We start from the raw sequence: 26062 nt of genomic DNA, 5'->3' as shown, positions 1-26062 counted from the left end.
TGGGAACAAAGGTTTAGGGCCGGAAATAGCTGTAGCGCTGCAGGAGCTTGCTGTACGCCAACGAGGCCAGAAAAGCCAGCACAGAGCCTAACAGGGCCCCAAGAATAACATCCGCCGGAAAGTGCACGCCCAGGTAAATACGGCTGTAGGTTACCACCACCGCCCAGGCTACCAGCACCACCTTAAAAATTAGGTAGCGGTCGGAGAGGATAAGGTTGAAGAAAACCGCCAGCGCAAAGGTGTTGGCCGCATGTGAGGAAATGAACCCATACTTGCCGCCGCAGCCTTCTACAATGTTGATGACCTCTGCAAGCGTGGGGTCGTGGCAGGGGCGCAGGCGCATGAAGTACGGCTTCATGAGACCGGAGGCAATAAAGTCGGCTAGCCCAATGGCGATGATCACCATCAGCAGCATGGGAATGCTTTGACGGCGGTAGCGCCACACCAGGTACCCGATCAGACCCAGGTAAAAGGGTATCCACACCAGCTTCTCCGACACAAACACCATAATCACGTCCCAGAACGGGCTGTGCATGTTGTTCAGGTAGACAAAGACTTCTTTATCCAGCTGCTCCAGCGCCTCTACCATTACTTGCCCTCGTTGATCCAGTTAATGTCTTTCTTGAGATAGCGGAGCGTCTGCTCTTCCGGGCTGCCCGGCTCCGGCTGAAAGTTGTAGACCCAGGAGGCGTGTGTCGGCAGGCTCATCAAAATAGACTCGATTCTGCCTTTGGTAAACAGGCCGAACTTGGTGCCGCGGTCGTACACCAGGTTAAATTCCACATAGCGCCCCCGGCGGATGAGCTGCCACTTCTTCTCACGCTCGCCATAGGGCAGGTCGCGGTTTTGGTTGATGATAGAAGTATAGAAAGGGATAAAGGCATAGGCTACATCGCGCACAAAGGCGAAGCGCTCTTCCATACTTATCTCTCCTGTGGCCATCAGCCTGTCGAAGAAGATGCCGCCCACGCCGCGTGTCTCGTCGCGGTGCTCGTTATAAAAGTAGTCGTCGGCCCACTTCTTGAACTCCGGGTAATAACTGGGGTGGTGCTTGTCGCAAATAGCCTTCATCTGCTCATGGAACTCCCGCGCCTGCTGTACATCCACAAAAATCGGGGTCATGTCGATGCCGCCGCCGAACCAGGCCTGCCCGTTGCCCGCCTCAAAGTAACGCACGTTCATATGGGAGATAGGCACCATGGGGGAGTGCGGGTGCATCACCACCGACACGCCTGTGGCAAAGTAAGCGGGATCAGGCATCTGCAAGGCCTTCAGAAACTGCGGGGAAAGCTCTCCCGAAACAGCAGAAAAGTTTACACCGCCCTTTTCCAGCACGTTACCTCCCTCTATCACGCGGGAAACACCGCCTCCGCCGCTCTCGTGCGCCCACACATCCGAGGTGAAAGTGGCGCCGCCGTCGCAGGTTTCCAGGGCTTGGCACAGGTCTGACTGAAACTGGCGCATAAACGCCTCAACTTTTTCTCTGAACATATTTTCGCAGCAATTAGGTAGATAACTTAGACAAAGGATTATCCAACAACAGATTCAGAACATCGTTTGTCTAACAAATGTCTTATGTGCTTCGTCAAGAAGTCTTTTGTCAAGGTACCGCAAAAGTACCTAATTCTTGTCGCTCTACCGAGCCAAAATCACACTTTACTTAAAAGCCGAAAATTTGTAAATTCGGGCAAACCTTAACGCTACCTATGTCACGAGAAACCCTGGAAGCCACTAAACTCGATCTGGAATTACTGAAAAAGGCTTACCGACTGATGATTACTGCCAAGACCATGGCAGATACCTACGAAGATAACAAGGCGATTTGCAGTAAGTATGTGCACAGCACCTCACGCGGCCACGAAGCCATACAACTGGCAGCCGCCCTGCAGCTAAAGCCCTTCGATTACGCCTCGCTCTATTACCGCGACGACTCTATGTTGTTGGGCATGGGCCTGCAGCCTTACGAGCTCATGCTGCAGCTCATGGCCAAGGCCGATGACCCCTTCTCCGGGGGCCGCACCTATTACGGGCACCCGTCGCTGAGGCGGGATGGCTTCCCGACGATTCCGCACCAAAGCTCGGCCACCGGCATGCAGGCCATTCCGGCCACCGGTATGGCACACGGCGTGGCGTACCTGGAAGGGCAGGGGCTGCTGAAGGGCGAGGAAAAGCCCATAGTGCTGTGCTCGCTGGGAGACGGCTCTGTAACCGAGGGCGAGGTGGCCGAGGCTTTCCAGATGGCGGTGCTCAAAGGGCTGCCGATCATTTACCTGGTGCAGGACAACGACTGGGGGATCTCAGCCACGGGCAAGGAAATGCGCGCCATGGATGCTTTTGAGTATGCTGCCGGCTTCAAAGGCATGGAGCGCCTGCGCGTTAACGGCTCTGATTTTGAGGAATCCTACGAGGGGATGCGCGTGGCGATAGAGTATGCCCGTAAAGTGCGCCGCCCGATACTGGTGCACGCCAAGGTGCCGCTGTTGGGCCACCATACTTCCGGGGTGCGCCGGGAGTGGTATAGGGGCGATAACCTGCAGCAGCACAGCGTGGACGACCCGATTCCGAAACTACGTGAGTTACTTTTGAACGCAGGCCTGGAAGTAGACGAGGTGAAGCTGCTGGAGCAGGAGGCCATTAGCACCGTTGCCGCCGATTACGAGCGGGCCCTGAATGCCCCCAACCCCGACCCAAGCACCTTTGACACGCATGAATTTGCCCCCACACCTGTAACCGAGGAAAAAGGCGAGCGAAGCCCGGCAGGCGCAGACAAGGCGATCATGGTGGATGCGGCCCTGCATGCGGTGGATGATATCCTGAAAACCTACCCCGAGGCCCTGTTCTACGGACAGGATGTAGGGGGAGAGCTGGGGGGCGTGTTCCGTGAGGCCGCATTGTTGGCTAAGAAATATGGCGACGCCCGCGTGTTCAATACACCAATCCAGGAGGCGTACATAGTTGGCTCAACAGCAGGCATGTCGGCTGTTGGGGCGAAAGCAATCGTGGAGATTCAGTTCGCCGACTATATCTGGCCCGGCATCAATCAACTGGTGGAGGAACTGTCGAAGAGCTGCTACCTGAGCAATGGCAAATTCCCCGTTCAATCTGTTATTCGGGTGCCGATTGGCGCTTACGGCGGCGGCGGACCGTACCACTCCGGAAGTATAGAGTCCACGCTGCTGAACATACGCGGCATCAAAGTGGTGTTCCCGAGCAATGCCGCTGATATGAAAGGCCTGATGAAGGCAGCGTTCCTGGACCCCAACCCGGTGGTGATGCTGGAGCACAAGGGCCTGTATTGGTCAAAAGTGGCCGGCACCGAGGATGCCAAGACCGTGGAGCCGGATGAAAACTATATTCTACCGCTGGGCAAGGCTAACATTGTTCAAAAAGCAGACGAGGAACAGGTGCGCATGGGCAACAGCATGACAGTGATCACCTACGGCATGGGGGTATACTGGGCCAAGACCGCCTCTAAGCAGTTTCCTGGAAGTATAGAGATCGTGGACCTGCGCACGCTTAACCCGCTGGATTATGACACTGTTAAAGCCTCTGTGGAGCGCCACGGCAAAGCTCTGGTGCTGACGGAGGAGCCGCTGATGAACTCCTTCGCGGAATCCTTGGCCGGGCGATTGTCTAAAGATTGTTTCCAGAAGCTGGATGCCCCGGTTTATACTTTAGGTGCCGCCAACCTGCCTGCCATTCCGCTGAATGTGGAGCTGGAGAAGATGATGCTGCCAAACCCTGAGAAGGTAGCTGCTAAAATGGAAGAGCTGCTCAATTACTAATAAATAAATCAACCAAGTATAAAGCAAGACGCCCTGCCACTACTGGCAGGGCGTCTTGCTTTATACTTGTAGCGTGACTAATTAGCTCTTTCTGCAAGACCATATAATGCTACCTAGATGCAAGTTAACTCACTAAGCAGCAAGTAAACCTTGATCTAGAAGGGGTAACCGATACCGATTTGCAGGGTGCTTTGGTTGTTACGGGTGAAGAAATCCGTCACGTTGAACCTTGGCAGCACAAAGCGGTCTTCCTTCCACTTAGCTGGGTCATACACTTTTGTGGCGAAGTCAAAGCGCAGAATAAGCACCGACAGGTCGAAACGCAGGCCGAAGCCGGTACCTACAGCCACTTCCTTGTAAAAGCGGTTGAACTGGAAATCAGCCCCCGGCCGGGCGGCGTTCGGCTCCAGCAGCCACACGTTGCCTGCATCCACAAAGAAAGCTCCGTTGATAAAGCTGAACATGTTAAAGCGGTACTCTACGTTAGCCTCCAGCAAGACCTCGCCGGGCTGCTCCATGTTGTAATCACGCTCAATCTTGACGTTACCCTCTTCATCCTCCGTCACCCTTAAAGCTGCATAAGAACCCAGGCCGAGGCGGCGTGACTGCCACGCCCGCACGCTGGAGGCGCCACCGGCAAAAAAGAATTTATCGTAGGGTAGTGTGTTGCCACTCAGGATAGGAGAGGCCACTCCCGCGTTCACACGGTACACAAAGTAGCGCTGGCCGCCCAAAGGAATGTAGCGGCGGTAGTCCGGGTTTATGCGGGCGTACTGGTACGTGCGCAGGTTGTTCACGTTCAGGTCTAGCCCCAGCTCTTTCGTCAGGCCACCTACCTCTGTCAATGTCCGGAAAAAGTGGGCGTTGCGGGTCTGCGTAAAATCGTTGGTGTTGTAGATGAGGCTCAACCCGACAAAAGAAATGATGCCGTCGTCAAAGCTTCCCAGCAAAGAGCGGCTGCCGGAGGTGTTGTTTTCCAGCCTGCTCCTGAACTCCAGGTCCTTGATATCGCCCTGCACGATGTTAAAGTTCACCGGCGAAAGTATAAACTGCAACACGGGTGGCTGCAGCGGGTTACGGGCGCGCTGCCAAATGTAGTCCAGGCCCAGTTCGTAGGTAGAGCGCACATACTCCTGCCGGTTTTCGCTGTTGTAGCCGGTGTAGAAACGGGTACGTGGGCTGAAGTCAGAGAGCAGGTTCTTTTTAGTGAAGGGCAACAGTATGACCGGGAAGGAAAGCGAGGCATTAAGGCCAAATTCCTTGATCATGACCGCCTGATCCGGATCAGAGATGCTCGCCTGGTACTCAATGCCGCCCCGAACCCCAAAATCGAGGTTCTCTGCGCCGCCAAACACATTTCGCACACGGAGTGTGAGGCTGGAGAAAGGGCCCGGCCTTTTCTCGGTGAAGTTCATTCCCAGCTCAGCTGTTTCCTGAAATTTCTTGGCCGGCAGGGCATTCACCAAGGCAATCAACTCATAGGTGGAGTCGGTAGGAGTCTCCACCTTGTTATAGAACACGTTGTTGAACTGGAAGGCGTCCAGGTCCGCGAGTTTGCGCTGTGTGGTGAGCGTGCGGAATTGGCTGTACCGCTGGCCCGGGTAAATATCCAGCTTTTTATCCAGGATGACGGGGTTATACTTGTGGTCGTAGGCCACATACTTCACACCATTGTACCCCATCGTATCCCTGGGGATACCGAAGCGATCCGCATCAGACTTGAAGTACACATCCTTTATAGTATACACCTTATGCGTGGAATCCTGTTCCGGGCTCTCGATTACCGTTTTCACGCGTGCAGAGTTCTGCGCCCAGCTCGTATCCACCTCAAATTCTATGTAGGCACGCGCAAAGTCATAGTAGCCGCGGTTTTTGAGCACATCATACAGGCGGTCGCGCTCCTGCGTCAGCTGCTCCTCATCATAACGCTCTCCCAGCCTTAGCAGCGAGCGGTCCTGGGTGCGCTGCACGATTTCCAGAATTCGCGGGTCTTTGATGTCATAGCTCAGCTCGGAGTAGCGGTATGGCTTGTTCTCGTCGATATTGATATCAATGTAGAGCAGCTTCTCCTTCCTGACCTCCGAGGAGTAGTTGGCGCGGTAGTTAAAATAGCCTTTGGAGTTCAGGTAAATGCCGATCTGGTCCATCGTCTCCTGCATGCGCAGGGAGTCGAAAATGGCTGGCGGCTCCCCCAACTGCATCAAGAAATTGCCTTCCTGCAGTTTTTTCTCCAGGCGCTCCACGCGGTTGTTATACTTCTCGCGCAGTTTGTTGATCTTCACAGAGTCCGTGCCCGCTTCCTCTATTTTCACCGCCATCCGGTTCTCCTGCTTGGCTATGCGGGCCCGAATATTTTGCGGATCGTAAAACTTTTTGCCGAAGTTGTAAAGCACCAGGTAAGGGGTGGAGCCGAGCACCATACGGTTGGGCTGCTGCTGGTAAAGACCCTGAATGGCAGCTGCATCCACAGTTTCCAGCCCCTTTGGCTCCATACTTACAAGCAGCTTCTCGTTCTCACCCAGGTTCTTTGTCGGAATGCAGGCAGGCAGGCCCAACATTGCAAAACTCAGGGCGGCTATGTATAATCGTGATCTCAAACGTGTAACCAGCTATGTTGTCGAAAGCAGTTGTAAAGTATATTAAATCGTTGCAAGTAAAAAAATACCGCAACCAACACCAAGCCTTTGTGGTGGAGGGCGCCAAAAGTGTGCTTGAATTGTTACGGTCCGACTTTCAGCTGCAGCACCTTTTTGTCACAGAGGACTTCCTGCGAGAACATACCGCCATACTTGCCAAAGGTTTAAAGTATGAGGTGGTGAAAGAAGACGAACTCATCAAAGCCGGCACCTTCTCCAGCAACAACGCCGCGCTGGCTGTGGCCCGTATGAAGCTGTTGCCGCCGCTGCAAATCCACCCAACGGACCTGGTCATAGCCCTCGACGACATCCGCGACCCTGGCAACCTGGGCACCATCATCCGCATTGCCGATTGGTACGGTATCCAGCACGTGGTCTGCTCCGAGAGCTGCGCCGACTTCTACAACCCTAAGGTAATCTCCTCGACCATGGGCTCCTTTACGCGCATCCAGGTGCACTACCTGGACCTGCCCCTGTGGCTGCGGCAGCACACAGGCAAGTATAACATCTATGGCGCGGCACTTCACGGAGAGAACCTGCACCGCCTGCAGTTAAAGCCTGAGGGCATCGTGGTGCTGGGCAACGAGGCCAACGGCATCCGCCCGGAAGTGGCGCAGCAGGTGAACCAGCTCATTAAAATTCCGGCCTTCGGGGGGGCTGAGTCGCTCAACGTGGCCACGGCGACGGCTATCATCATCGATAATTTCAGGCGTAACGGCTAAAAGCAAAAGAGGAGCCTTTACAGCTCCTCTTTCTTTCTCACCTTAATACAAACACGTTTTATACTTTAGTAGAGCAGGCGGAAGCCAAAGCTTACCACGTTTGTCTGCGGGCCACGGTTGTCTTTAAACAGATCGTTCATGTTATACTTGGCGAACAGATCCACACCGCCGTATCCGATCACGCCCTCCAACCCGTACTGCAAATCGTTCAGGTTATAACTGTCGCGGGTCTTGTCTTTCTCGGTTTTGCCGTCCTCTCTGTACTTAAGCTTGGTGTGGCCGCCCAAGCGGTAGCCTACGAACGGGCCGGCGCCAATCTTTAAGCCATCTTTGCCGTTGTCGCGCTTGAACTCCAGCGTTGCCATAAGGGGCAGGTTAACGGAAGAGTGCGTCAGTTTTGACTTTTCATAGTCCCGCTCCTGATCGATGGTGAAATAGGTCACGTTATCGATGTCCTGCACCACAACGTTATCTTCGAACATGTAGTTATTGAAGGCGAACTCCAGGCCGGACACCAGGTGGAAAGGGCTCTTCTGGCCACCGATCTGCGACTTCAGGCGGAAGTTAAGGCTCACGTAGCGGGATCCCCATGGTCGAAGGTCGGCAACATCGCCCCCTTGCTCTGTGAAGGTGTTAAAGCCAAGGTCCAGGTCAAAACCGGTGCGGGTGGCCTTGTACGTTTCAACGTGGTGCTCCTGGCGGGTGCTGTCGCGTTCGTGCTTGCTAGGCATATCCACGTTCACCCGGGTGTTTCCGCCGTCTTCCTCCACATCCACCTTTATTTTAAAGTTCTTGTTGATCACCACCTCATGGGTTTCCTTTCTCACCTCGCCGGTCTGTGGGTCTTCCTGCTGCACGGTAACGGTCACCTGCTCGTTTTGGGCGTTGCCGGTTGCTGCGCGGTTAAAGGTCACGGTCATCTCCTTCGACTCCTGATTGGAGTTTTCCATTTGGTCTACCCGCTCCACATACTTAGTCAGTTCGCGCATCAGGGAGTCGAGGCTGTAGTTCTGGAAAGCCTGCAGTTGCTGTATGTTTTCCAGGTGCAGGATCATGGTGGCGCCGTTCGCCATTTTCACCACAATGGTGTCCTGGTCTGCTGTGTGAAGCCTGTCTTTAAGGGTGGTACCGCCTTTGGCAGACACACCGGTAGCGGCGGCCATGACAATGGCCATTGCAAGTAGTAGAATCCGTTTCATGTCTTTGGGTTTAGAGGTTGATCACTTTAGAGAGTTTCTGTTTGCCGATCTGCGTTTCCAGGGCAACCCGATCGGCGCGGATGCCTAGTTCTTCCAACTCCACACCTTCGCCGGCGGCCAGGTTGCGCACCTGCTTGAAGATGTTCTTGGCCAGTGCTTTCTTGCCGCCATTGGTTGGTGCCGCAGACGGCTCTGCCATGGCAGTTTGAGAGTCAACAGCGCGCTTGATGATGATCTCCACTGGCTCAGCATTGAGGTTGGCGTTGGCAAAGCCTGCAGATTCCTTTGCCGGTGCCACCTCTGTGGCAGGAGTTGCTGGAAGGATGTTGGCTGCGATGGCCGTCTGCGCATCTGCCTTAGTTGCCTCTTTTAGAAGCGCCTTAGCCTTGGGTTGCTGCGGTGCAGCTTTAGGTGTTGCCTTGGCTATGGCACTTTGTTTGATTGGCGCCTTTGTAATGGTAGATGCGGAGGTTGCTTCCTCGGTTGCCTGGGGGGCAAGTTTTTTTTCTGTTTGCGGTAACACCTCTTCAACAGGTTCCTGCTGCGCCACCATACTTTCCGGAGTGCTTGCCTCCGGCGCTGGGATAAGTATAGGCTCCGCGGCAGGCCTGCCCTCTGGTAGCGTGATGTCATACTTGGTGATGGTCTCGCTGATCTCCGGCGTGCCAGTCTGGATGTTATAAAACACCACTCCCACCGCCAGCAGCAGCGACAAGGTGGCCGCTACCGAGGAATAGATCCACATGAAGCGTTGCTTGCCCTCATTCTTCTGCTCGGCCTCCGGCGTGAGCACCATAAGGGGTTTCTCCTGGTCCGCCTCCATGCGTTCCTGCAGGCGACTCCAAAGGTCACCTGGAGGCGTAGGGGAGGTGTTTCCCAACCGCTCCTTAAATAACTTGTCTATTTCTTCTGGTTTCATCTTTATCCTCCTTACTTAACCGGCTATAGCTTCCTGTCCCTCCAGCCTGCGCTGCAGCATGGCTCGTGCCTTGCTCAACTGCGACTTTGAGGTGCCCTCGGTTATCCCGAGCATATCGGCTATTTCCTTGTGTGAGTATCCTTCTATGGCGTACAGGTTAAAAACCGCCCTGTAACCGGCGGGCAACGTTCTCAGCAGCTCCAGCAGCTCGCCCTCGGCCATGTCGTGGTCAGCGCCCGCTGGTGTGGCTAGCTGTATGTAGCTGTCTTCTATGGCCAGGTGCAGCGGCTCTTTCTTGCGCAGAAAGGCAAGCGCCTCGTTTACCATGATCCGACGGACCCATCCTTCAAAGCTGCCTTTCCCCTCAAAGCGGTCCACGTGCTGATAAATCTTCATGAAGCCGTTCAGCAAAGCCTCCTCCGCGTCCATCTGGTTTTTTAGGTAGCGCAGGCAAACGCCGTACATCTGGGCGGCAAAGCGCTCATACAGGAGCTTCTGCGCCTTCCCGTCTGCCTTCTGGCATCCTGCTATCAGTTCTGCTTCTGTCACGCTTGGTAAAAGTTTATGCTATAGGTCGTCTTCCGTTTTCAATGAGGAGCATTTGTTGCTCATTACCCCTTAGATGCAAGGTACCGGTGGTGTGGTTGCCTGAGGAGGTATAAATTTTCATCTTTTTTTTGTGACCCCCAACCTCTCCACTATAAACAACTGAACATCAACTATAAAAATATCCAGGATCTATTTAAGATCAATTCTTAATAAGGCGCAAGTATGGATTTATGGTGCGGCTGCCTTATTTTTGTCCGCCATGAGGATTACCACACTGCTTCTGTCGCTTTTTATGCTCTGGAATGCCTGGCAGCCCTGCACCGATATGGTGCTGGACGGGCACGAGCATGCGCAGCTTGTGGTAGACCCGGTTAACACAACTGGCGAAAGCCCTTTTCACGAGGATTCCTGCCCCATTTTCTGCGCCTGTGTTTGCTGTGCCACCCTTACGGTAACCCAGGAGTTCACGCAGTTGGTGTTCCGGTTCTTTGTAGAGCCGCAGGCAAAGCCTATGCAGCTACGCGAAGAGCAGGAGAAGCATATCGCCTTTGTGCTTTGGCACCCACCCCGGCAGGTAGTTTAATCTCTTTTCTTCTTCCCGGTGCTAGTATAACCCGCCGCATGGCAGGTCTATACTTTGTTTTCCAATAGTCTCCGCCACAAGCTGAGCGGCGGCTATACCCTATGCCGGATCAGCATTACATTAGAATTAAACTGCATATCATGTTTCAGAAGATTATTAGTTTCTCCATACACAACAAGTTGGTGGTGGGGCTGATGGTGCTGGCCTTGGTAGTGGTGGGGGTGTACAACCTTACCAGGCTACCCGTCGACGCCGTGCCCGACATCACCAACAACCAGGTACAGGTGGTAACCTCTTCGCCCACGCTCGCCGCGCAGGAGGTGGAGCGCTTTATCACCACGCCTATTGAAATTGCCCTTGCCAACGTGCCTGACGCCATTGAGATGCGCTCGGTGTCGCGCTTTGGCCTTTCTGTGATCACGGTCGTTTTTGAGGACGGCGTGGACATTTACCTGGCCCGCCAGCTCATCAAGGAGCGGCTGGACATGGCTGTCGAGGAAATCCCGCCGGGGGTGGGGACGCCGGAGATGGCCCCTGTCAGCACCGGCCTCGGCGAGATCTACCAGTACACCATCCATGAAAAGGAAAACAGCCCCAAAGACTACTCTGCCATGGAACTGCGCACCGTGCAGGACTGGATCGTGCGCCGGCAACTGCTGGGCACCCCAGGCGTGGCCGACGTGAGCAGCTTCGGCGGCTTCCTAAAAGAGTATGAGGTGGCCCTGAACCCAGACCGCCTCCGCAGCCTCAACCTTACGGTACCAGACGTGCTGGAAGCCATCAGCTCCAGCAACGAGAACACCGGGGCTGCCTATATCGAGAAGAACAACAGCGCCTTCTTCATTCGTGGCCTCGGTATGGTGAGCGAGCTAGAGGATATAAAGCAGATCGTGATCAACAACCGCAACGGCGTGCCGGTGCTGGTGAGCGATGTGGCGGAGGTAAAGTATGGCCATCCGGTGCGGTACGGCGCCTTAACCCGCAACAACGAAGGCGAAGTGGTGGGCGGCATCGTGCTGATGTACAAAGATGCCAACTCCTCGCAGGTGATTGACGAGGTGAAGCAGCGCATCGCAGCCATACAGGCGTCGTTGCCCGAAGGCCTGGTCATAGAAGCTTACCTGGACCGCAGCGAGCTGGTGGACAGGGCCGTGAGCACTGTGGAGAAAAACCTGATAGAAGGTGGCCTGATCGTGGTGTTTGTACTGGTGCTGCTGCTGGGCAATTTCCGCGCCGGCCTGGTGGTGGCCTCCGTTATCCCGCTTTCCATGCTCTTTGCCATCATCATGATGAACCTCTTCGGCGTTTCGGGCAACCTGATGAGCTTGGGGGCCATTGACTTCGGCCTCATCGTGGATGGCTCCGTGATCATTGTGGAGTCGGTGCTGCACTTTATCGCTGCCAAAAACGCCAACCTGCCGCTCCGCAAGCTAAGCCAAAAAGAGATGGACCTGGAGGTGGAGAGCGCTGCCTCCAAGATCATGAACTCTGCTGCCTTCGGCATGATCATCATCCTGATCGTGTACCTCCCGATCCTGGCACTGGTGGGCATCGAGGGCAAAATGTTCAAACCGATGGCGCAGACAGTGAGTTTTGCCATACTCGGGGCGCTGATTCTCTCACTCACCTACGTGCCTATGGTCTCCACGCTGTTGCTGAGCAAGAAAACAAAGCACAAGCGCAACATCTCCGACCGGATAATGGATAAGCTCATGCACCTGTACCAGCCTGTCATCCGTTTTGCGCTGCGCAGCAAGGCGCTTATACTAGGTCTGGCTGTGGGCTTGCTGGCGATCAGCCTGGTGGTCTTCAGCAGAATGGGAGGCGAATTTATACCTCAGCTGGATGAAGGTGACTTTGCCATGGACCTGCGATTGGTACCTGGAGCATCACTTGAACAAACGATTCAAACTACGCTTAAAGCCAGTGAGATTCTGCAGAAGAACTTCCCCGAGGTAAAAGAGGTGATAGGCAAGATCGGCACCGCCGAAATCCCTACAGACCCGATGCCGATAGAGGCTGCCGACGTGATGATCCTGCTGAAGGACCGCGAAGAGTGGACCAGCGCCAGCACCCGCGAAGAGCTGGCCGCCAAAATGGATTCGGCGCTGCAGGTGCTGCCAGGGGTGAACTATGGCTTTCAGCAACCAATTCAGCTGCGCTTCAACGAACTCATTACTGGTGCCCGCCAGGACGTGGCCGTGAAGATCTATGGAGAGGACCTGAACGAACTAAGCGAGCTGGCTGGCGAGGCGGAACGCCTTATACGACCGGTGCGCGGGGCACAGGACTTGTTTGTGGAGGAGGTAACAGGCCTGCCGCAGATCGTGGTGGAGTACAAGCGGGCACAGCTGGCGCAGTATGGCCTGCACGTGCAGGACGTGAACCGCGTGTTGCGCACAGCCTTTGCCGGAGAGACAGCCGGAGCTGTATACGAAGGCGACCGCCGCTTCGACCTGGTGGTGCGCCTGCAGCAGGACTACCGTAGCAACCTGAATGACATAGAAGACTTGTTTGTCCCGCTACCGAGCGGTGGCCAAGTGCCTTTACAACAGGTAGCTGACATCCGGTTTGAGGACGGACCGATGCAGATTTCCCGCGAGGAGGGACGCCGCCGCATAGTGGTAGGCTTTAATGTGCGCGACCGCGACGTAGAGTCGATCGTGGAGGAAGTGAAGCAGAAGCTGGAGCAGGAGCTAAAGCTGCCGCCGGGCTACTATATCACCTACGGAGGCCAGTTCGAGAATCTGATTAATGCCAAGCAGCGCCTGCAGGTGGCCGTACCGGCCGCCCTGCTGCTCATCCTGGTGCTCCTGTACTTTACTTTCCGCTCCCTGAAGCAGGGCCTGCTCATCTTTACGGCAATCCCGCTGGCGGCCATTGGGGGCATTTTTGCCCTGTGGCTGCGCGACATGCCCTTCAGCATATCGGCCGGTGTGGGCTTTATTGCTTTGTTCGGCGTGGCCGTCTTGAACGGTATCGTTCTCATCGGCTATTTTAATCAGCTCAAAAAGGATGGCTGGCATGATGTGTATGAGCGGGTGATAGAAGGCACTACGGTTCGCCTGCGCCCCGTGCTGATGACGGCCTCTGTGGCCGCACTAGGCTTCCTGCCTATGGCGCTTTCCAGCTCAGCGGGAGCGGAGGTGCAGAAACCGCTGGCAACTGTGGTTATTGGCGGTTTGATCACCTCCACACTGCTGACACTGGTCGTGCTACCCGTGCTGTATTACCTGGTGACGTCGAGGGAGGAACGGAAAAGCAAGCCTGTGGCGGTGCATTCTGTTGTGGCGCTGCTGTTAAGCATAGGTTTATACTTTGGCAGCAGTATTGCGGCGCAGGCACAGGAAGGCCCTCAGCCCCTGGACCTGCAGGGAGCCCTGCAGTACGCCCGCGAAAACAATCCCACCCTCCAGGCAGCCCAGCTGGAAACCGAAAGCCAGAGAGCGTTGAAAGGGGCTGCTTTTGACCTGCCCAAAACAAACCTGAACTACAGGCGCGGGCAAATTAGCACCGTTGAGACAGATGAAGAGATCACTGTTACCCAAGAGTTTGCCTTTCCAACTGTGTATGGCCGGCAGGCACGATTGGCGGATGCGCAGGCCACGCAGGCGGAAATCAGGCAGCGACTGACCGAGCGCCAGGTGCTGCGCGATGTAAAACTGGCCTTTGAGCAGTGGCAGCACCTGCAGGCCAGGAAGCAATTCATACTTTTGCAAGACTCGCTCTACGCCAGGTTTGAGCATGCTGCCCGTGTGCGGGAGAAAGCAGGTGAGACAGGTGCGCTGGAGCGCGCCACCGCCGAGGCAAAACGCTTAAGCATCAAAGCCGAGTTGGCTCAAGCCAACGCTGATGCTGCGATTGCCGAGACGCGCCTGCGCCAGCTGTTGCATGCCCCTGCGGGGGCGGTGCGCTTCACCGCGTCCGCGCCGCAAAAGTATACTTCTGCTGTACTTACCGACACGACCACCGCACAAGTATGGCTGCAGCTACTGCAGAATGAGGTGCAGGTGGCCAGGCAGCAAACTAAGTTAGAGAGCGCGCGCCTGCTGCCTAACTTTAGCATCGGCTACTTTAACCAGACCTTCATCGGCGAGAGCCCGGCGCGGGATCCGTCACGGGTTTATGGCAACTCCGACCGTTTTACGGGAGTGGAGGCCGGCATTGCTGTGCCGCTCTGGTTCGGAGCTCAGAAATCCAGGATCAACGCGGCACGGCTGAACGAGCAGGCAGTACAAAAGCAGGCAGAGGCGCGCGAAAAGATGCTTGAGGCCGACCTTCAGAACGCTTTGCAGGAACTGCAGAAGCAGGCAGAGCAGCTACAGTACTACGAGCAGGGAGCGCTGCAGCAGGCGGAGCAGTTAGAGAAGGCGGCAGGTCTTAGCTTTAGGCTGGGCGAAGTGGACTACGTGGAGTTTGTGCAGGCCCTGGACCAAGCATACAACCTGCGCCTGCAGTACCTCAACGCCCTGCTGTATTATAACCAGAGCATCATCAACTTACAGTTTTTAACCGGAGAAGAATAACATGAAACGATATATCCTACCGGCAGCCCTTGCCGCCATACTTTTTACAGCAGGCTGCTCAGAGCAGAAAGATCCTGCTGAAGCCACCACGGAAGCGGCGCCAGAACCCACTGCTGGCGCTGCAGCCTCAGATGTGGTAGCGTTTCCTAAGCAGATGCAGGAGGTAAGCCAGATAGAGGTGGGGCCGCTGCAGGAGCGCACATTGTCTACCAGAGTGCCGGCCAAGGGGCAGCTCTCACTGCCGCCGCAAGGCATGGCCAGCGTCAGTCCGCTGGTGGGGGGCATGGTGCGCAGCATCAGCGTGATAGAGGGCGACTATGTGCAGAAGGGGAAGGTGCTGGCCACCATAGAGAACCCGGACCTGCTGGCGTTGCAGGAGGCCTACCTATCTGCCACTAGCCAGCTGAGCATGGCGCGCCAGGAATATGAGCGGCAAAAGATGCTGGCCGATGAGCAGGTAGGGGCGCTGAAGCGTTACCAGCAGGCCACAGCCGACGTACAGGTGCTGGAGGCGAAGCGAAACTCACTCCGGGAACAGCTCCAGACCTTGGGTATTTCCCCCAAAAGCGTGGAAAGCGGCCGGGTTACCCGCACCCTTAACCTGAGGGCGCCCATCACCGGCTTCGTGCAGTCCATCGGCATTAACCTGGGTACTTTTGCTGAGCCAAACCAGCCTGTGCTACAAATTGTTGATGACAGCCACCTGCACCTGGACTTAAATGTATTCGAGCGGGACTACCCGAAGTTGGAGAAAGGGCAAAAAGTTGTATTCTCTTTGCCGAACGTATCCGGAGAGGAGGTAGAAGCAGAAGTGTTTGCCATTGGAAAAGCGTTTGAAGGCGATACGCGCGTAGTGCCGGTACACGCCGAGATCAAAAACAACCACAGCAAAGGCTTGTTGCCCGGTATGTACATCAACGGCTTTATTCTGACGGGCCGGCATACCACCCCTGCAGTGCCGGAAGAAGCCATTGTGCTGTACAAGAGCAAAAATTATGTATTTCAGCAGCTTAACGCTACTTCCTTCAAGATGATACCGGTAGAAACAGGGGTAACGGAAGACGGCTACACGGAGGTGAGGCTAGAGGAGGAACTGCCACAGGGTGCGCAGATTGTTCTGAAAGGGGCCTCGTTTATCCTGTCGGAGAAAATGAAGGCTGAGGTAGCGGAAGAATAAGCAACTACAGACCTTATAAACGCAGAAACGGCTCCCCAATCTTGAGGAGCCGTTTCGTGTTTATGAAAATCAAATTTTCAACTTTTAGCCATACTTAATAACGGGACTGGAAAAAGAAGGTTACAAAGGGGCTAAAATTTTCTGTTTTTTTCAGGCATCCGCATTTTTATACTTCTGCCCCTGCTTCCTGCTCCTGCAGGATAGGGCCCAGCACCTGCCACACATTTTCCGCCAGTATCTTCTGGCCTTCCTCCGTTGGGTGAATGCCGTCTTTCTGGTTCAGGTCCGCTACGCCGCCCACGCCTTCAAGCAGGAAGGGCACCAGCGCCACTTTCTCTTCCTCCGCCACACGCGTGAATACCTCTCGGAAATCCTGGGCATACTGCTGCCCCATGCTTGGCGGCATCTGCATCCCGGTTAACACGATCTCTACCTTAGGGTTGCTGGCGCGCACTTTCTGGATGATGGCTTTTAGATTGGCATACGTTTCCTCAGTAGAGATGCCTCGCAGGCCGTCGTTGGCGCCTAGTTCCAGCACAAACACGTCTACCTGCTGCTTTTTCAGCAGCCAATCGATGCGGCTTTTGCCCCCTGCCGTTGTCTCCCCACTAAGCCCCGCGTTTATGGCTTCGTAAGGCAGGCCCAGCGAGTCAATGCGCTGCTGGATAAGCGCCGGGAAAGCCTGGTTGGGGTCGTCCAGCCCATAGCCGGCGGTAAGGCTGTTGCCAAAAAACAGGATTGTTTGTACTTCAGCCTCTGCGGCTGGTTTTGTACCGGAAGTGCCGGAAGCTTGCGACTGCTGCCCTGCCTCCATTCTGTCGCTTGTCTGCGCATCTCCGCAGCCGTACAGGGCGGTAACGGCAGCCAGGCCCAGGGTTAAAATCTGATTCTTTATCGTCATCGTTTATTTTTTCCTAAATTTATACTTGCCTTTAGCTAAACCTATAACGCCACTAAGGAGTTATTTTGTTCGGAGATGACGGCTCTCTCCATACTTCAACCATAAAAACCATTCATACCGAAGTGCCAACCATACTAGAAATAAAAGACCTGAAGAAGACCTACGACAGCGGCGACCGACACCTGACGGTGCTGCAAGGTATAAATTTTTCCTTAGAGGCCGGGGATGTCTGCTCCATAGTGGGCCCGTCGGGTAGCGGCAAAACCACCCTGCTTGGCCTCTGCGCCGGCCTCGACAGGGCCAGCGCCGGCTCGGTGGTGCTCAATGGCATTCCCTTAGACAACTTGTCGGAAGATGAGCGGGCGCAGGTGCGCAACCAATATGTGGGCTTTATTTTCCAGAACTTCCAGCTGATTCCAACCCTGACGGCGCTCGAGAACGTGATGGTGCCCATGGAGCTGCGCGGGGAACGGAACGTAAAGCAACAGGCTGTAGACCTGCTGGCCCGCGTGGGCCTGGCCGACCGCGCCGACCATTATCCCACGCAGCTGTCGGGAGGGGAGCAGCAACGGGTGTCGCTGGCCAGGGCCTTCTCTAACAAGCCTGCCATCCTTTTTGCAGATGAGCCCACAGGTAACCTGGACGAGGAGACGGGCGAGCGCGTGGAGAAGCTGCTCTTCGACCTGAACAAGGAGGCAGGCACGACGCTCGTTCTGGTGACCCACGACCTGGAGCTGGCTGCCAAAACCGACCGCATCATCCGCATCAAGGGCGGCACGGTGGTATCAGATCAAACCACAGCCTTGTTGACGAAAGACTAAGGCCAGTAAGTAGTGTAGCTACTGAATAAGGGGCTGCGGCTATTCCGTATTCACAAGTCACTCCTTCACCCATTCAAAATTTAAAAATCGTGTCTGAACATACTGATTTTATACCTGGCCAAAGGCCGCTGAACGTGCGCTGGCTCCTGAAAATGGCCTGGCGCGACAGCCGGCGCAACAGGGGGAGGCTGGCGCTCTTTATCTCGTCTATCGTGCTGGGCATCGCCGCGCTCGTGGCAATTAACTCCTTTGCAGATAACCTGCGTGCCGATATCGACAACCAGGCCAAATCGCTGATAGGGGCGGACCTGGTGATAGCAGCAAACAAAGAGATTGAAAAGGACCAGCAACAGCTGCTGGATTCCATTGCCATTGGCGGCGACCGGTCTGATGAGGTGCGCTTTGTGTCGATGGTGCAGTTCAAAGCCTCCGGCGGCACCCGCCTGGTGCAGGTGCGGGCACTGGAGCAAGGCGGCTTCCCTTACTACGGCACCATAGAAACGGAGCCGAGGCAAGCCAGCCATACCTTCCGCGAGGGAGGCCGCAAAGCGCTGGTAGACCATACGCTGCTGCTACAGTACGACTCCAAGCCCGGCGACTCGATTCAGGTGGGCAACCTGACTTTTGAGATTGCCGGCGCATTGCATAAAATTCCGGGCCAGACTGCCATGACGGCCACCATCGCGCCTGCCGTGTACATCCCGCGCCAGTACCTGGAGGAGACGGGGCTGGTGCAGAGAGGCAGCCGCGTAAGCTATTACCACTACTATAAACTGTCCGAGAGCACCGACGCAGATAAACTGGTAAAGCGGCTGGAGAAAAGGCTGGACGAAGCCGGTTTCGGGTATGACACGATTGAGAGCCGCAAGGAAAGCACCGGCAAATCCTACGAGGAGCTAGCTAGCTTTTTGGCTTTGGTGGGCTTTGTGGCCCTGCTGCTGGGTTGCGTGGGCGTGGCCAGCGCCGTACATGTTTACATACGCGAAAAACTAGCCACTATTGGTGTGCTGCGCTGTCTGGGCGTTAGCGGCCGGCAAGCATTCCTTATCTACCTGTTCCAGGTTATTGCTATGGGGCTGATCGGCTCTGTGCTAGGCGCTGTGCTTGGCAGCCTGATACAGTTATACTTACCGGAGCTATTCAAGTCCTTCCTGCCTGTGGAGGTTACCGTGGCTATATCTTGGTACGCTGTACTGCAAGGCATTGCCATCGGTGTAATCGTGGCGGTGCTGTTTGTGCTGCTGCCGCTGCTTACTATTCGTAACATATCGCCGCTCATTACCCTAAGAGCGGGCATAGAGCATGTTTCCAAACAGCCGGACAGGCTGCGCTGGGTCGTATACTTCCTGATCGTCGCCTTCATTTTCCTGTTCTCCTACTTTCAGTTGGGCACCTGGCTACGGGCACTTGCCTTTACGGGAGGCGTGCTGGTGGGCTTTGTGGTGCTGGCTTTGATTGCCAGGCTGATGATGTGGCTCGTGAAGCGCTTCTTTCCGGTGCACTGGGGGTATGTATGGCGCCAGAGCCTGGCAAACCTGTACCGCCCCAACAACCAGACGCTGCTGCTCACCGTCTCTATTGGGCTGGGCACTGCCCTCATAGCCACGCTTTTCCTGATGCAGCGCATGCTCTTGAGCGAGGTAGCCTTTGCCGCTAGCGAGAATCAGCCCAATATGGTGCTGTTTGATATACAGAACGCGCAGAAAGAAGAGGTAGCCTCGCTCACCAAACGGGAGGGGCTGCCCATTTTGCAGTTGGTGCCGGTGGTCACGATGCGCCTGGAAGAGGTAAATGGCCTGACCGCAACAGATGTACGGGCAGACACTACCTTGGGCATCTCTGAGAGGGCCTTTACCAGAGAGTTCCGTGTTACGTACCGCGATACACTCATCAGCTCAGAGAAAACTGTAGACGGCACCTGGCAAGGTGAGGTTTCGGAGAATGAGGAGCTTATACCTATCTCTGTAGAAGAGCGTTATGCCGAACGATTGAAAGCAGGGCTTGGGGATACGCTGGTGTTCAATGTGCAGGGGGCACGCATCCCCACCATCATTTCGCACCTGCGTGAAATTGAGTGGAACCGCGTGCAGACCAACTTCCTGATCCTGTTCCCGAAGGGGGTGCTGGAGGAGGCGCCGCAGTTTCATGTGCTCATGACCCGCACCCAAACCGACGAGCAGGCGGCACAGTTCCAACAAACACTGGTACGGCAGTTCCCCAATGTCTCAGCCATTGACCTGGGGCTCATCCTGGAGACGCTGGATGATATCTTAAGTAAGATTTCCTTCGTGATCCGGTTCATGGCCCTGTTCAGCATCAGCACAGGCTTGCTTGTCCTGATCGGCTCCATCAACAATAGCAAATACCAGCGGGTGCAGGAGAGCGTGCTGCTCAGGACCCTGGGGGCCAGCCGCAAACAGATTTTAGGCATCAATGCCTTCGAGTACCTGCTACTGGGCGCATTGGCCGCCGGTACAGGCGCGATATTAGCCGTAGCGGCCAGTTGGGCACTGGCAGTATTTAGCTTTGAAGTGGCCTTTGTGCCGGATCTGTGGCCGCTTGTGCCGGTCTTTATAGGCATCACGGCACTCACGGTCTTCATCGGCATGCTCAACAGCCGCAGCATTCTCAGCCGTCCGCCGTTGGAGGTCTTGAGACGTGAAGCTGCCTGACATGCCCTAGAGAACAGCCAGGCAAAAAGTGACGCAGGGGTGGCTCTCCCTGCGGCAGAGGAAAAATGACAGGTGCGTATTCACACAACCTGAAGGCGCTCCAGCCGGTGGGATACAAAGACTCTCTTATTTGCTCGTAGTCTGGTGTCTTTTATTTCTCGCCGCCGACATAACATATTATGGCTGGTTTTGGTACTAAGGTGTAGCGACAACTATTTAAAACCCAGCTATACTTTAGGAACTATGAAAACAGAGAAAGACAAGAACAGAGGAAAGACAGTACTGATAACGGGAGCCTCCAACGGATTTGGGATGGAGTTTGCCAAGCTTTTTGCCCAGGACGGCTATAACCTTGTTCTGGTGGCCCGGAGTACTGAGCGCATGCGCAAGCTTGGCTATTACCTGCAGGACCAACACCAACTGGAGCATGTGTGCATCATTACGGCAGACCTTACACGCCCTGAAGCCCCGCAGGAGGTTTACAATGAAGTGCAGAGTGCAGGCCTGAAGGTAGACATTCTTATCAATAATGCCGGCGCCGGAGTGCATGGCATGTTCTATGAAACAGACCTGGAGCGGGAAAAGGCCATTATACAGCTGAACATAACTACTCCCGTGGAGCTAACCAAGCTGTTTCTGCAGGACATGAAGCGCCGCAACGAAGGGAAAATATTAAACCTTGCCTCTATCGTATCCTTCATGCCTTCCCCACTAATGGCCATTTATGGCGCCTCCAAGGCATTTATGCTGTCCTTTTCAGAGGCGCTGACAAATGAGCTGAAAGACACGAACATAACCGTGACGGCACTTTGCCCGGGGGCTAGTAACACCATGTTCTTCCGCCGGGCTGGCGCAGCCCATACACGGGCGGCAAACAGTGGCCTTTCTGAGCCCGAGGAGGTAGCCAGAGATGGCTACGAGGCCCTGATGAAAGGGGAAAGCAGAATCATATCGGGGCTTAAAAATAAACTGCAGGCCACCAGCGCCAACCTGATGCCTGACATGGCCCTGGCTGCCACCATGCGTTATCAGATGGAGGAAGGGAAAGACGACGAAAGCCAGCCAGACGGAGCGGCAAAGTATGAGGAGAGCGAAACTCAGCAGTAACGGTTTAGCCATCAAAAAATCCCCCGCCATACTTCTATGTTTGGCGGGGGATTTTATATTTATAAGCAGTCAAAAAGCAAGCAGGGGCCTTTGTACAAGGCCCCTGCTTATCGAGAACATAGACAACAAATGCCATCTGTTCTTCTTTCCCTTATATACGGCTCCCGAAAAGGCAGGTTATGCAATTGCCAAAATAATTATACTTTCAATAGCTGTCTGTGGCAAGCATGACGAGTGTGCAGTGGTGCAGCGTTTCTATGTTGGCCTTTTGGGCCATTTCTTCCAATTCCCTGTTCTCAGTGCCGGGGTTAAAGATGATGCGCTTTGGCTTTAGGCTCAGTATATAATCATACCACACAGGCTGGTTACTGGGGCCAACATAAAGCGTTACGGTATCTACCTCTTCTATGGGCTCTGATTTGTCCGTTATAATCTTCTTGCCACCTACCTCAGCGTTTTTAATGCCTACCGGCACTACCTCGTGCCCATGCTGCTGCAGCCTGTGCACCGCCTTATAGGCATAGCGTGTGGGGTTATCGGAGGCTCCCAATACAACAGTTTTTTTCATATTGCTTTGTAAAATCTGGTTCAACTAGTTATACTCTTGTACATCTAACCAAATGAAAAAGTTAAAAGCCACTAATTTCTGCTTAAAAAGCAAGCCTCATAAAGCATTCGCTTTATGAGGCTTGACCATGGTTAATTCATACTTTGATTTAAGCGAATCAGGAGACGGTGACACCAGCTCTCATGGCCGCCTTCTCAGCGCAACGTTCCCCGTCCATGGCTGCCGACACGATACCGCCCGCATAACCCGCACCCTCACCACAAGGGTATAATCCTTTCACCTGCACATGCTCCAGCGTGTCGCGGTCTCGGGGAATACGAACAGGGGAGGAGGTGCGGCTTTCCACCCCCACGATCTGCGCCTCATTTGTTAAGTAACCCCGCATCTTATTGCCGAAAGCCTTGAAACCCTCGCGAAGGCGGTAGGCCATGTCCTCCGAAAACAGTTCGTTCATGTCTACCGACACCAAGCCTGGCTGGTAAGACGTGTCGAGCAGTTGCTTGCTAACTTTCCTGTTTACAAAATCCTTGAGCAGCTGCGCCGGGGCTGCCTGGGTATCACCTGCCATGGCACAGGCTTTCTGCTCCAGTGCCTGCTGCATGCGCAGACCGGCCAAAGGCCCGTGCTTCTCCAGGTCCATGTCTTCCAGTTCTATGGCCACAACAATACCGGAGTTAGAGAAGCGGGAGTCGCGGCGGCTTGGCGACATGCCATTTACCACCACCTCGCCGGGGGCTGTGGCCGATGGCACGATAAAGCCGCCCGGGCACATACAGAACGAGAAAATGCCCCGCTGCTTGCCATTATAGAAGGTCTGCTGCACCAGGGAATAAGAGGAGGCAGGCAGGTAAGGGCCGCGGTCCTCGCATTTATACTGTATGCTATCGATCAGGCTTTGCTGGTGCTCCACGCGCACCCCCATGGCAAAGGGCTTGGCCTCTACGGTGACACCTTTCTCGTGCAGCAGCTCAAAAATATCGCGGGCGCTGTGGCCGGTAGCCTGAATAACCGACTCACCCGTGTGCTCCTGTCCGTCCTGCGTCACGACGCCGCGCATTTCACCATTTTTAAGTATAAAATCCGTCACGCGCTTGTCGAAAAGTACCTCGCCACCGGCATGACGCACTGTCTCGCGCATCGCCTCAATAATCTTGGGCAGTTTGTTAGTGCCGATGTGCGGGTGCGCGTCAAACAGAATGTCTGGGGTAGCGCCGTGCTGCACAAAAATCTGCAGGATTCGCTGCAGGTCACCTCGTTTTTTAGAGCGGGTATAAAGCTTCCCGTCGGAGTATGTACCAGCTCCGCCCTCGCCAAAGCAGTAGTTAGAGTCAGGGTTTACAACATGCTCCTTATTGATGGCGGCCAGATCGCGGCGGCGGCTACGCACGTCTTTGCCACGCTCTAGCACCACCGGTTTCATTCCTAGCTCAATGCAACGCAACGCCGCAAAAAGCCCGGCAGGCCCGGCACCAACAATCACGACACGCTTGGCGTCGGTCACATCCGGGTAAACATAGGTTGGGGCAATGATATCGGCAGGAGGGGTGTCCAGGTATACATCGGCGCGCACACGCACCTGTACTTGCCGACCGCGGGCGTCTATGGAGCGCTTTACGCGGTGCAGAAACTTTACGTCTGCTAGCTGTACTTTGGCATTCTTCAGGATCTCCGTTTCTAATTGCTGGGCATCAAACGCCAGCTCTGGCGGAAGCACCAGATCCAGTTCTTTCTTTCTCATGTAAATGGAGTAAGGTAGTTAACCTTAAAGTCGTTATTAGTTATTATTTATCAGTTGATAGGAATTAGTTTAAGAGAGGATTCTACAGCTTCATCTGTTTACTAACATCAGAAGCCTGTGGCAAATTCACTCGATATGGTATAAAATTAAGCCATTGTGGCTCGCTAAGTATAGCATGTGCCCTTAGCTTGGCTCATCCTCCGAAGAAACGCGGAACCAACAACAAATAACTATAGGTCCCCGTTCAGCACTTTGTCCACCCAGCCTTTGCCCCATTCCGCAGTTTCCTGCTCGCTCCAGAGTTTGGGGTAGAAAATGCGCTTCTGGAAGCGAGGCGGCAGGTATTTTTGCCAATTGGTTCCACCGGTGGCGGCAATCACCTCCGGGTCGCGCTGCAGGTATCGCACGGCGGACTTGTAGTGCATCAGCGGCCAGTTCACGTTCACGTTGCTGTCCAGGTCGCGCATGGCCTGCTTCAGTTTCGGGTTTTGCTGGTCTTCCTCCGGCAGGTTCTTATACACGTGCCATACGTTCTTATCGGCATACTCCTTGGCAAAACTGATGAGCTGCGCGGTGTACTTTTCCTCAAACTGCAGCAGCGTCAGCGTCTTGGCACCCGAGGCCACTTCCGTCGCGCCCTCTTTCCAGTAAATACAGCCGATCATCTCCTCCTGCGTGCTCTCCAGGCCCAACACCTCCCGCTTTGCCTTGTCTACTAGGTTGCGCAGATCGGTAGAGGCGATTTCGATGAAACGGTACTGCACCGACTGAAAACCACTGGCAGGCATCAGTGCCATACGGAACTGCAGGAACTGCTTGGGGTCCATGCCGTCCACCATCACATCAAAGGAATTGATCAGGTTGTCAAAATAACGGTTAATCCGCTTTAACCTTCGCATGAGCACCTCCACCGTAATATCTTTGTCCTCACCTATTTGCCGGTATTCCTCCAGGCAGAGCTTAAAGTATAGCTCTGTTATCTGATGGTACATGATGAAAATTTTCTCATCCGGAATATTGGTGCGCGGGTTCTGCAGGCTCAGCAGGGTATCCAGGTGAATGTAATCCCAGTAAGTCAGGAACTTGGTATGGTACAGACCCTCCAGGTAAGCTGAGAGGTCCTGACCAAGCGGCACGTACTTTTCCTCCAGCCGCTTTAGCTGTTCCAGTACATCAGGGTTGAATGAGTGCTCCATCTGCTTCTTTTTTTAAGGTGAGGTGGCTTGCGCAAAAATAGCAAAACATTTATTGGCTTCAGTACCCGCCGGCAAATATGGCTTCCGCAGTGTGTCACTTTATAAATGTACGCTGTATTTAGTCTGAGCAACCATCCGCTGTGGAATTACCTTTATAGCGGCAAGCGCAGGTTTTATAGATATAAAAACGGAGTTTGTAGAAATAAACCTAAATTAACCCCGGAATAGCGCAAAGCTGCCGTTAAATTTCTAAATTTGGTTTTCACGATATAAAACGTATGGCTGAGAAGAGTAGTGTTTTTGATATGATCGGGCCTGTGATGATAGGACCATCCAGTTCGCATACGGCTGGTGTGGTACGAATTGCCAGAGCTGCCATCCGTATCCTGGGTGCCGCCCCGGAGGAGGCAGTTATTACTTTTTACAACTCCTTTGCCCGCACCTATGAGGGGCACGGCAGCGACCGCGCCATCATAGCAGGGCTGCTTGATTTTAAAACCGATGACAAACGCATAAAAGAGGCTTTTGACCATGCAAAGGAGCGTGGCTTGAAGTATAGCTTCCGCTCCATCGGCAATGCGTCTACCATGCACCCTAACACCATCAAACTGAACCTGAAAGCCGGCGACCGCCAGGTGGAGGTGGTCGGGCAGAGCCGTGGGGGCGGGGTGATCAACATTTCGGAGGTGGACGGCTTTTCGGCCAATTTCTCTGCCACGCTGCACACTTTGATCATTGATGCTGCCGACGTGAAAGGAAGTATCGCTTTTATTGCGTCTGTTCTGGCGCACGACGACTGCAACATTGCCACCATGAGCGTGTCGCGCAAAGGCAAGCACGAGCGGGCACGACAGTTTATTGAAATGGACTCGGGCATTAAACCCATTACGCTGGAGTACCTGAGGCAGCTCAGCTGGGTTCAGCACGTGGTTTACATCCCTAACATAGACCTGTAAAAAAGTA

The 26062-nt window shown here is 54.5% G+C and carries 19 protein-coding genes; 9 read left to right on the top strand and 10 right to left on the bottom strand.

Annotated features, from left to right (window positions below; genetic code table 11):
* Positions 1-13 precede the first annotated feature (13 nt).
* Together PXG97_RS01345 and hemF are read right to left on the bottom strand one after the other, a co-directional pair.
* Entirely contained in the window at positions 14-589 is a 576-nt protein-coding gene (locus PXG97_RS01345; protein ID WP_276495912.1) for a phosphatase PAP2 family protein, read from the bottom strand.
* Positions 589-1491 carry an oxygen-dependent coproporphyrinogen oxidase gene (gene hemF, locus PXG97_RS01340; protein ID WP_276495910.1) on the bottom strand — a complete coding sequence of 301 codons (903 nt, stop codon included), beginning with the start codon at positions 1489-1491 and terminating at the stop codon, positions 589-591. Before hemF ends, PXG97_RS01345 begins: the two co-directional genes overlap by 1 nt.
* 215 nt (positions 1492-1706) lie before the next feature.
* Between hemF and PXG97_RS01335 the strand changes: the two genes are divergently transcribed.
* On the top strand, positions 1707-3785 hold the full coding sequence (locus tag PXG97_RS01335; protein WP_276495909.1) for an alpha-ketoacid dehydrogenase subunit alpha/beta: 2079 nt from the start codon (positions 1707-1709) through the stop codon (positions 3783-3785).
* 155 nt (positions 3786-3940) lie between these two features.
* On the opposite strand, the gene tamL is transcribed toward PXG97_RS01335, so the two are convergent.
* The gene (tamL, locus tag PXG97_RS01330) at positions 3941-6382 is read right to left on the bottom strand and encodes a translocation and assembly module lipoprotein TamL (RefSeq protein WP_276495908.1); all 2442 of its coding nucleotides are present in this window, start codon (positions 6380-6382) and stop codon (positions 3941-3943) included.
* Between the two features lie 14 nt (positions 6383-6396).
* Here tamL and PXG97_RS01325 point away from each other — a divergent pair, with 14 nt between their 5' ends.
* A complete protein-coding gene (locus PXG97_RS01325; protein WP_276495907.1) occupies positions 6397-7143 on the top strand; it encodes a TrmH family RNA methyltransferase in 747 nt (248 codons plus the stop codon).
* A 65-nt stretch (positions 7144-7208) separates the two neighbouring features.
* On the opposite strand, the gene PXG97_RS01320 is transcribed toward PXG97_RS01325, so the two are convergent.
* From PXG97_RS01320 to PXG97_RS01310, 3 genes are read right to left on the bottom strand one after another with little or no spacing between them, the layout of a single operon-like run.
* A complete protein-coding gene (locus PXG97_RS01320) occupies positions 7209-8342 on the bottom strand; it encodes a porin family protein (RefSeq protein WP_276495906.1) in 1134 nt (377 codons plus the stop codon).
* A gap of 10 nt (positions 8343-8352) precedes the next feature.
* Entirely contained in the window at positions 8353-9261 is a 909-nt protein-coding gene (locus PXG97_RS01315; protein ID WP_276495905.1) for a hypothetical protein, read from the bottom strand.
* Between the two features lie 15 nt (positions 9262-9276).
* On the bottom strand, positions 9277-9810 hold the full coding sequence (locus tag PXG97_RS01310; protein ID WP_276495904.1) for an RNA polymerase sigma factor: 534 nt from the start codon (positions 9808-9810) through the stop codon (positions 9277-9279).
* Positions 9811-10069: 259 nt separating this feature from the next.
* On the opposite strand from PXG97_RS01310, the gene PXG97_RS01305 reads away from it, so the two are divergent.
* The 3 genes from PXG97_RS01305 (at position 10070) to PXG97_RS01295 (ending at position 16096) form a co-directional block, all read left to right on the top strand.
* Positions 10070-10393, top strand: coding sequence for a hypothetical protein (locus PXG97_RS01305; protein ID WP_276495903.1), 324 nt, complete (start codon positions 10070-10072; stop codon positions 10391-10393).
* Positions 10394-10533: 140 nt separating this feature from the next.
* Entirely contained in the window at positions 10534-14919 is a 4386-nt protein-coding gene (locus PXG97_RS01300; RefSeq protein ID WP_276495902.1) for a CusA/CzcA family heavy metal efflux RND transporter, read from the top strand.
* Between the two features lies 1 nt (position 14920).
* The gene (locus PXG97_RS01295) at positions 14921-16096 is read left to right on the top strand and encodes an efflux RND transporter periplasmic adaptor subunit (RefSeq protein ID WP_276495901.1); all 1176 of its coding nucleotides are present in this window, start codon (positions 14921-14923) and stop codon (positions 16094-16096) included.
* Positions 16097-16262: 166 nt separating this feature from the next.
* Here PXG97_RS01295 and PXG97_RS01290 read toward each other — a convergent pair whose 3' ends face one another.
* Positions 16263-16997 (bottom strand): arylesterase, encoded by a 735-nt coding sequence (locus tag PXG97_RS01290; protein ID WP_276495900.1) that lies wholly within the window; start codon positions 16995-16997, stop codon positions 16263-16265.
* 122 nt (positions 16998-17119) lie between these two features.
* Here PXG97_RS01290 and PXG97_RS01285 point away from each other — a divergent pair, with 122 nt between their 5' ends.
* The 3 genes from PXG97_RS01285 to PXG97_RS01275 all read left to right on the top strand — a co-directional run bounded on the left by PXG97_RS01285 (position 17120) and on the right by PXG97_RS01275 (position 21597).
* Entirely contained in the window at positions 17120-17818 is a 699-nt protein-coding gene (locus PXG97_RS01285) for an ABC transporter ATP-binding protein (RefSeq protein ID WP_276495899.1), read from the top strand.
* Between the two features lie 89 nt (positions 17819-17907).
* Positions 17908-20490, top strand: a complete 2583-nt coding sequence (locus tag PXG97_RS01280) for an ABC transporter permease (protein WP_338088588.1) — start codon at positions 17908-17910, stop codon at positions 20488-20490.
* Between the two features lie 243 nt (positions 20491-20733).
* Positions 20734-21597 (top strand): SDR family NAD(P)-dependent oxidoreductase, encoded by an 864-nt coding sequence (locus tag PXG97_RS01275; RefSeq protein ID WP_276495898.1) that lies wholly within the window; start codon positions 20734-20736, stop codon positions 21595-21597.
* A 205-nt stretch (positions 21598-21802) separates the two neighbouring features.
* On the opposite strand, the gene PXG97_RS01270 is transcribed toward PXG97_RS01275, so the two are convergent.
* The 3 genes from PXG97_RS01270 to PXG97_RS01260 all read right to left on the bottom strand — a co-directional run bounded on the left by PXG97_RS01270 (position 21803) and on the right by PXG97_RS01260 (position 25099).
* Positions 21803-22165 (bottom strand): CoA-binding protein, encoded by a 363-nt coding sequence (locus PXG97_RS01270; protein ID WP_276495897.1) that lies wholly within the window; start codon positions 22163-22165, stop codon positions 21803-21805.
* Between the two features lie 157 nt (positions 22166-22322).
* Entirely contained in the window at positions 22323-23903 is a 1581-nt protein-coding gene (locus PXG97_RS01265; RefSeq protein ID WP_276495896.1) for an NAD(P)/FAD-dependent oxidoreductase, read from the bottom strand.
* A 230-nt stretch (positions 23904-24133) separates the two neighbouring features.
* Positions 24134-25099, bottom strand: coding sequence for a tryptophan 2,3-dioxygenase family protein (locus PXG97_RS01260; RefSeq protein WP_276495895.1), 966 nt, complete (start codon positions 25097-25099; stop codon positions 24134-24136).
* 278 nt (positions 25100-25377) lie between these two features.
* Between PXG97_RS01260 and sdaAB the strand changes: the two genes are divergently transcribed.
* Positions 25378-26055 (top strand): L-serine ammonia-lyase, iron-sulfur-dependent subunit beta, encoded by a 678-nt coding sequence (gene sdaAB, locus PXG97_RS01255; protein WP_276495894.1) that lies wholly within the window; start codon positions 25378-25380, stop codon positions 26053-26055.
* Positions 26056-26062: the final 7 nt, after the last annotated feature.

Source organism: Pontibacter litorisediminis, from assembly GCF_029360645.1.
Classification (GTDB): Bacteria; Bacteroidota; Bacteroidia; order Cytophagales; family Hymenobacteraceae; genus Pontibacter; species Pontibacter litorisediminis.
The sequence above is the reverse complement of the archived record's forward strand: the minus strand, read 5'-3'. Positions and strand labels throughout refer to the sequence as shown.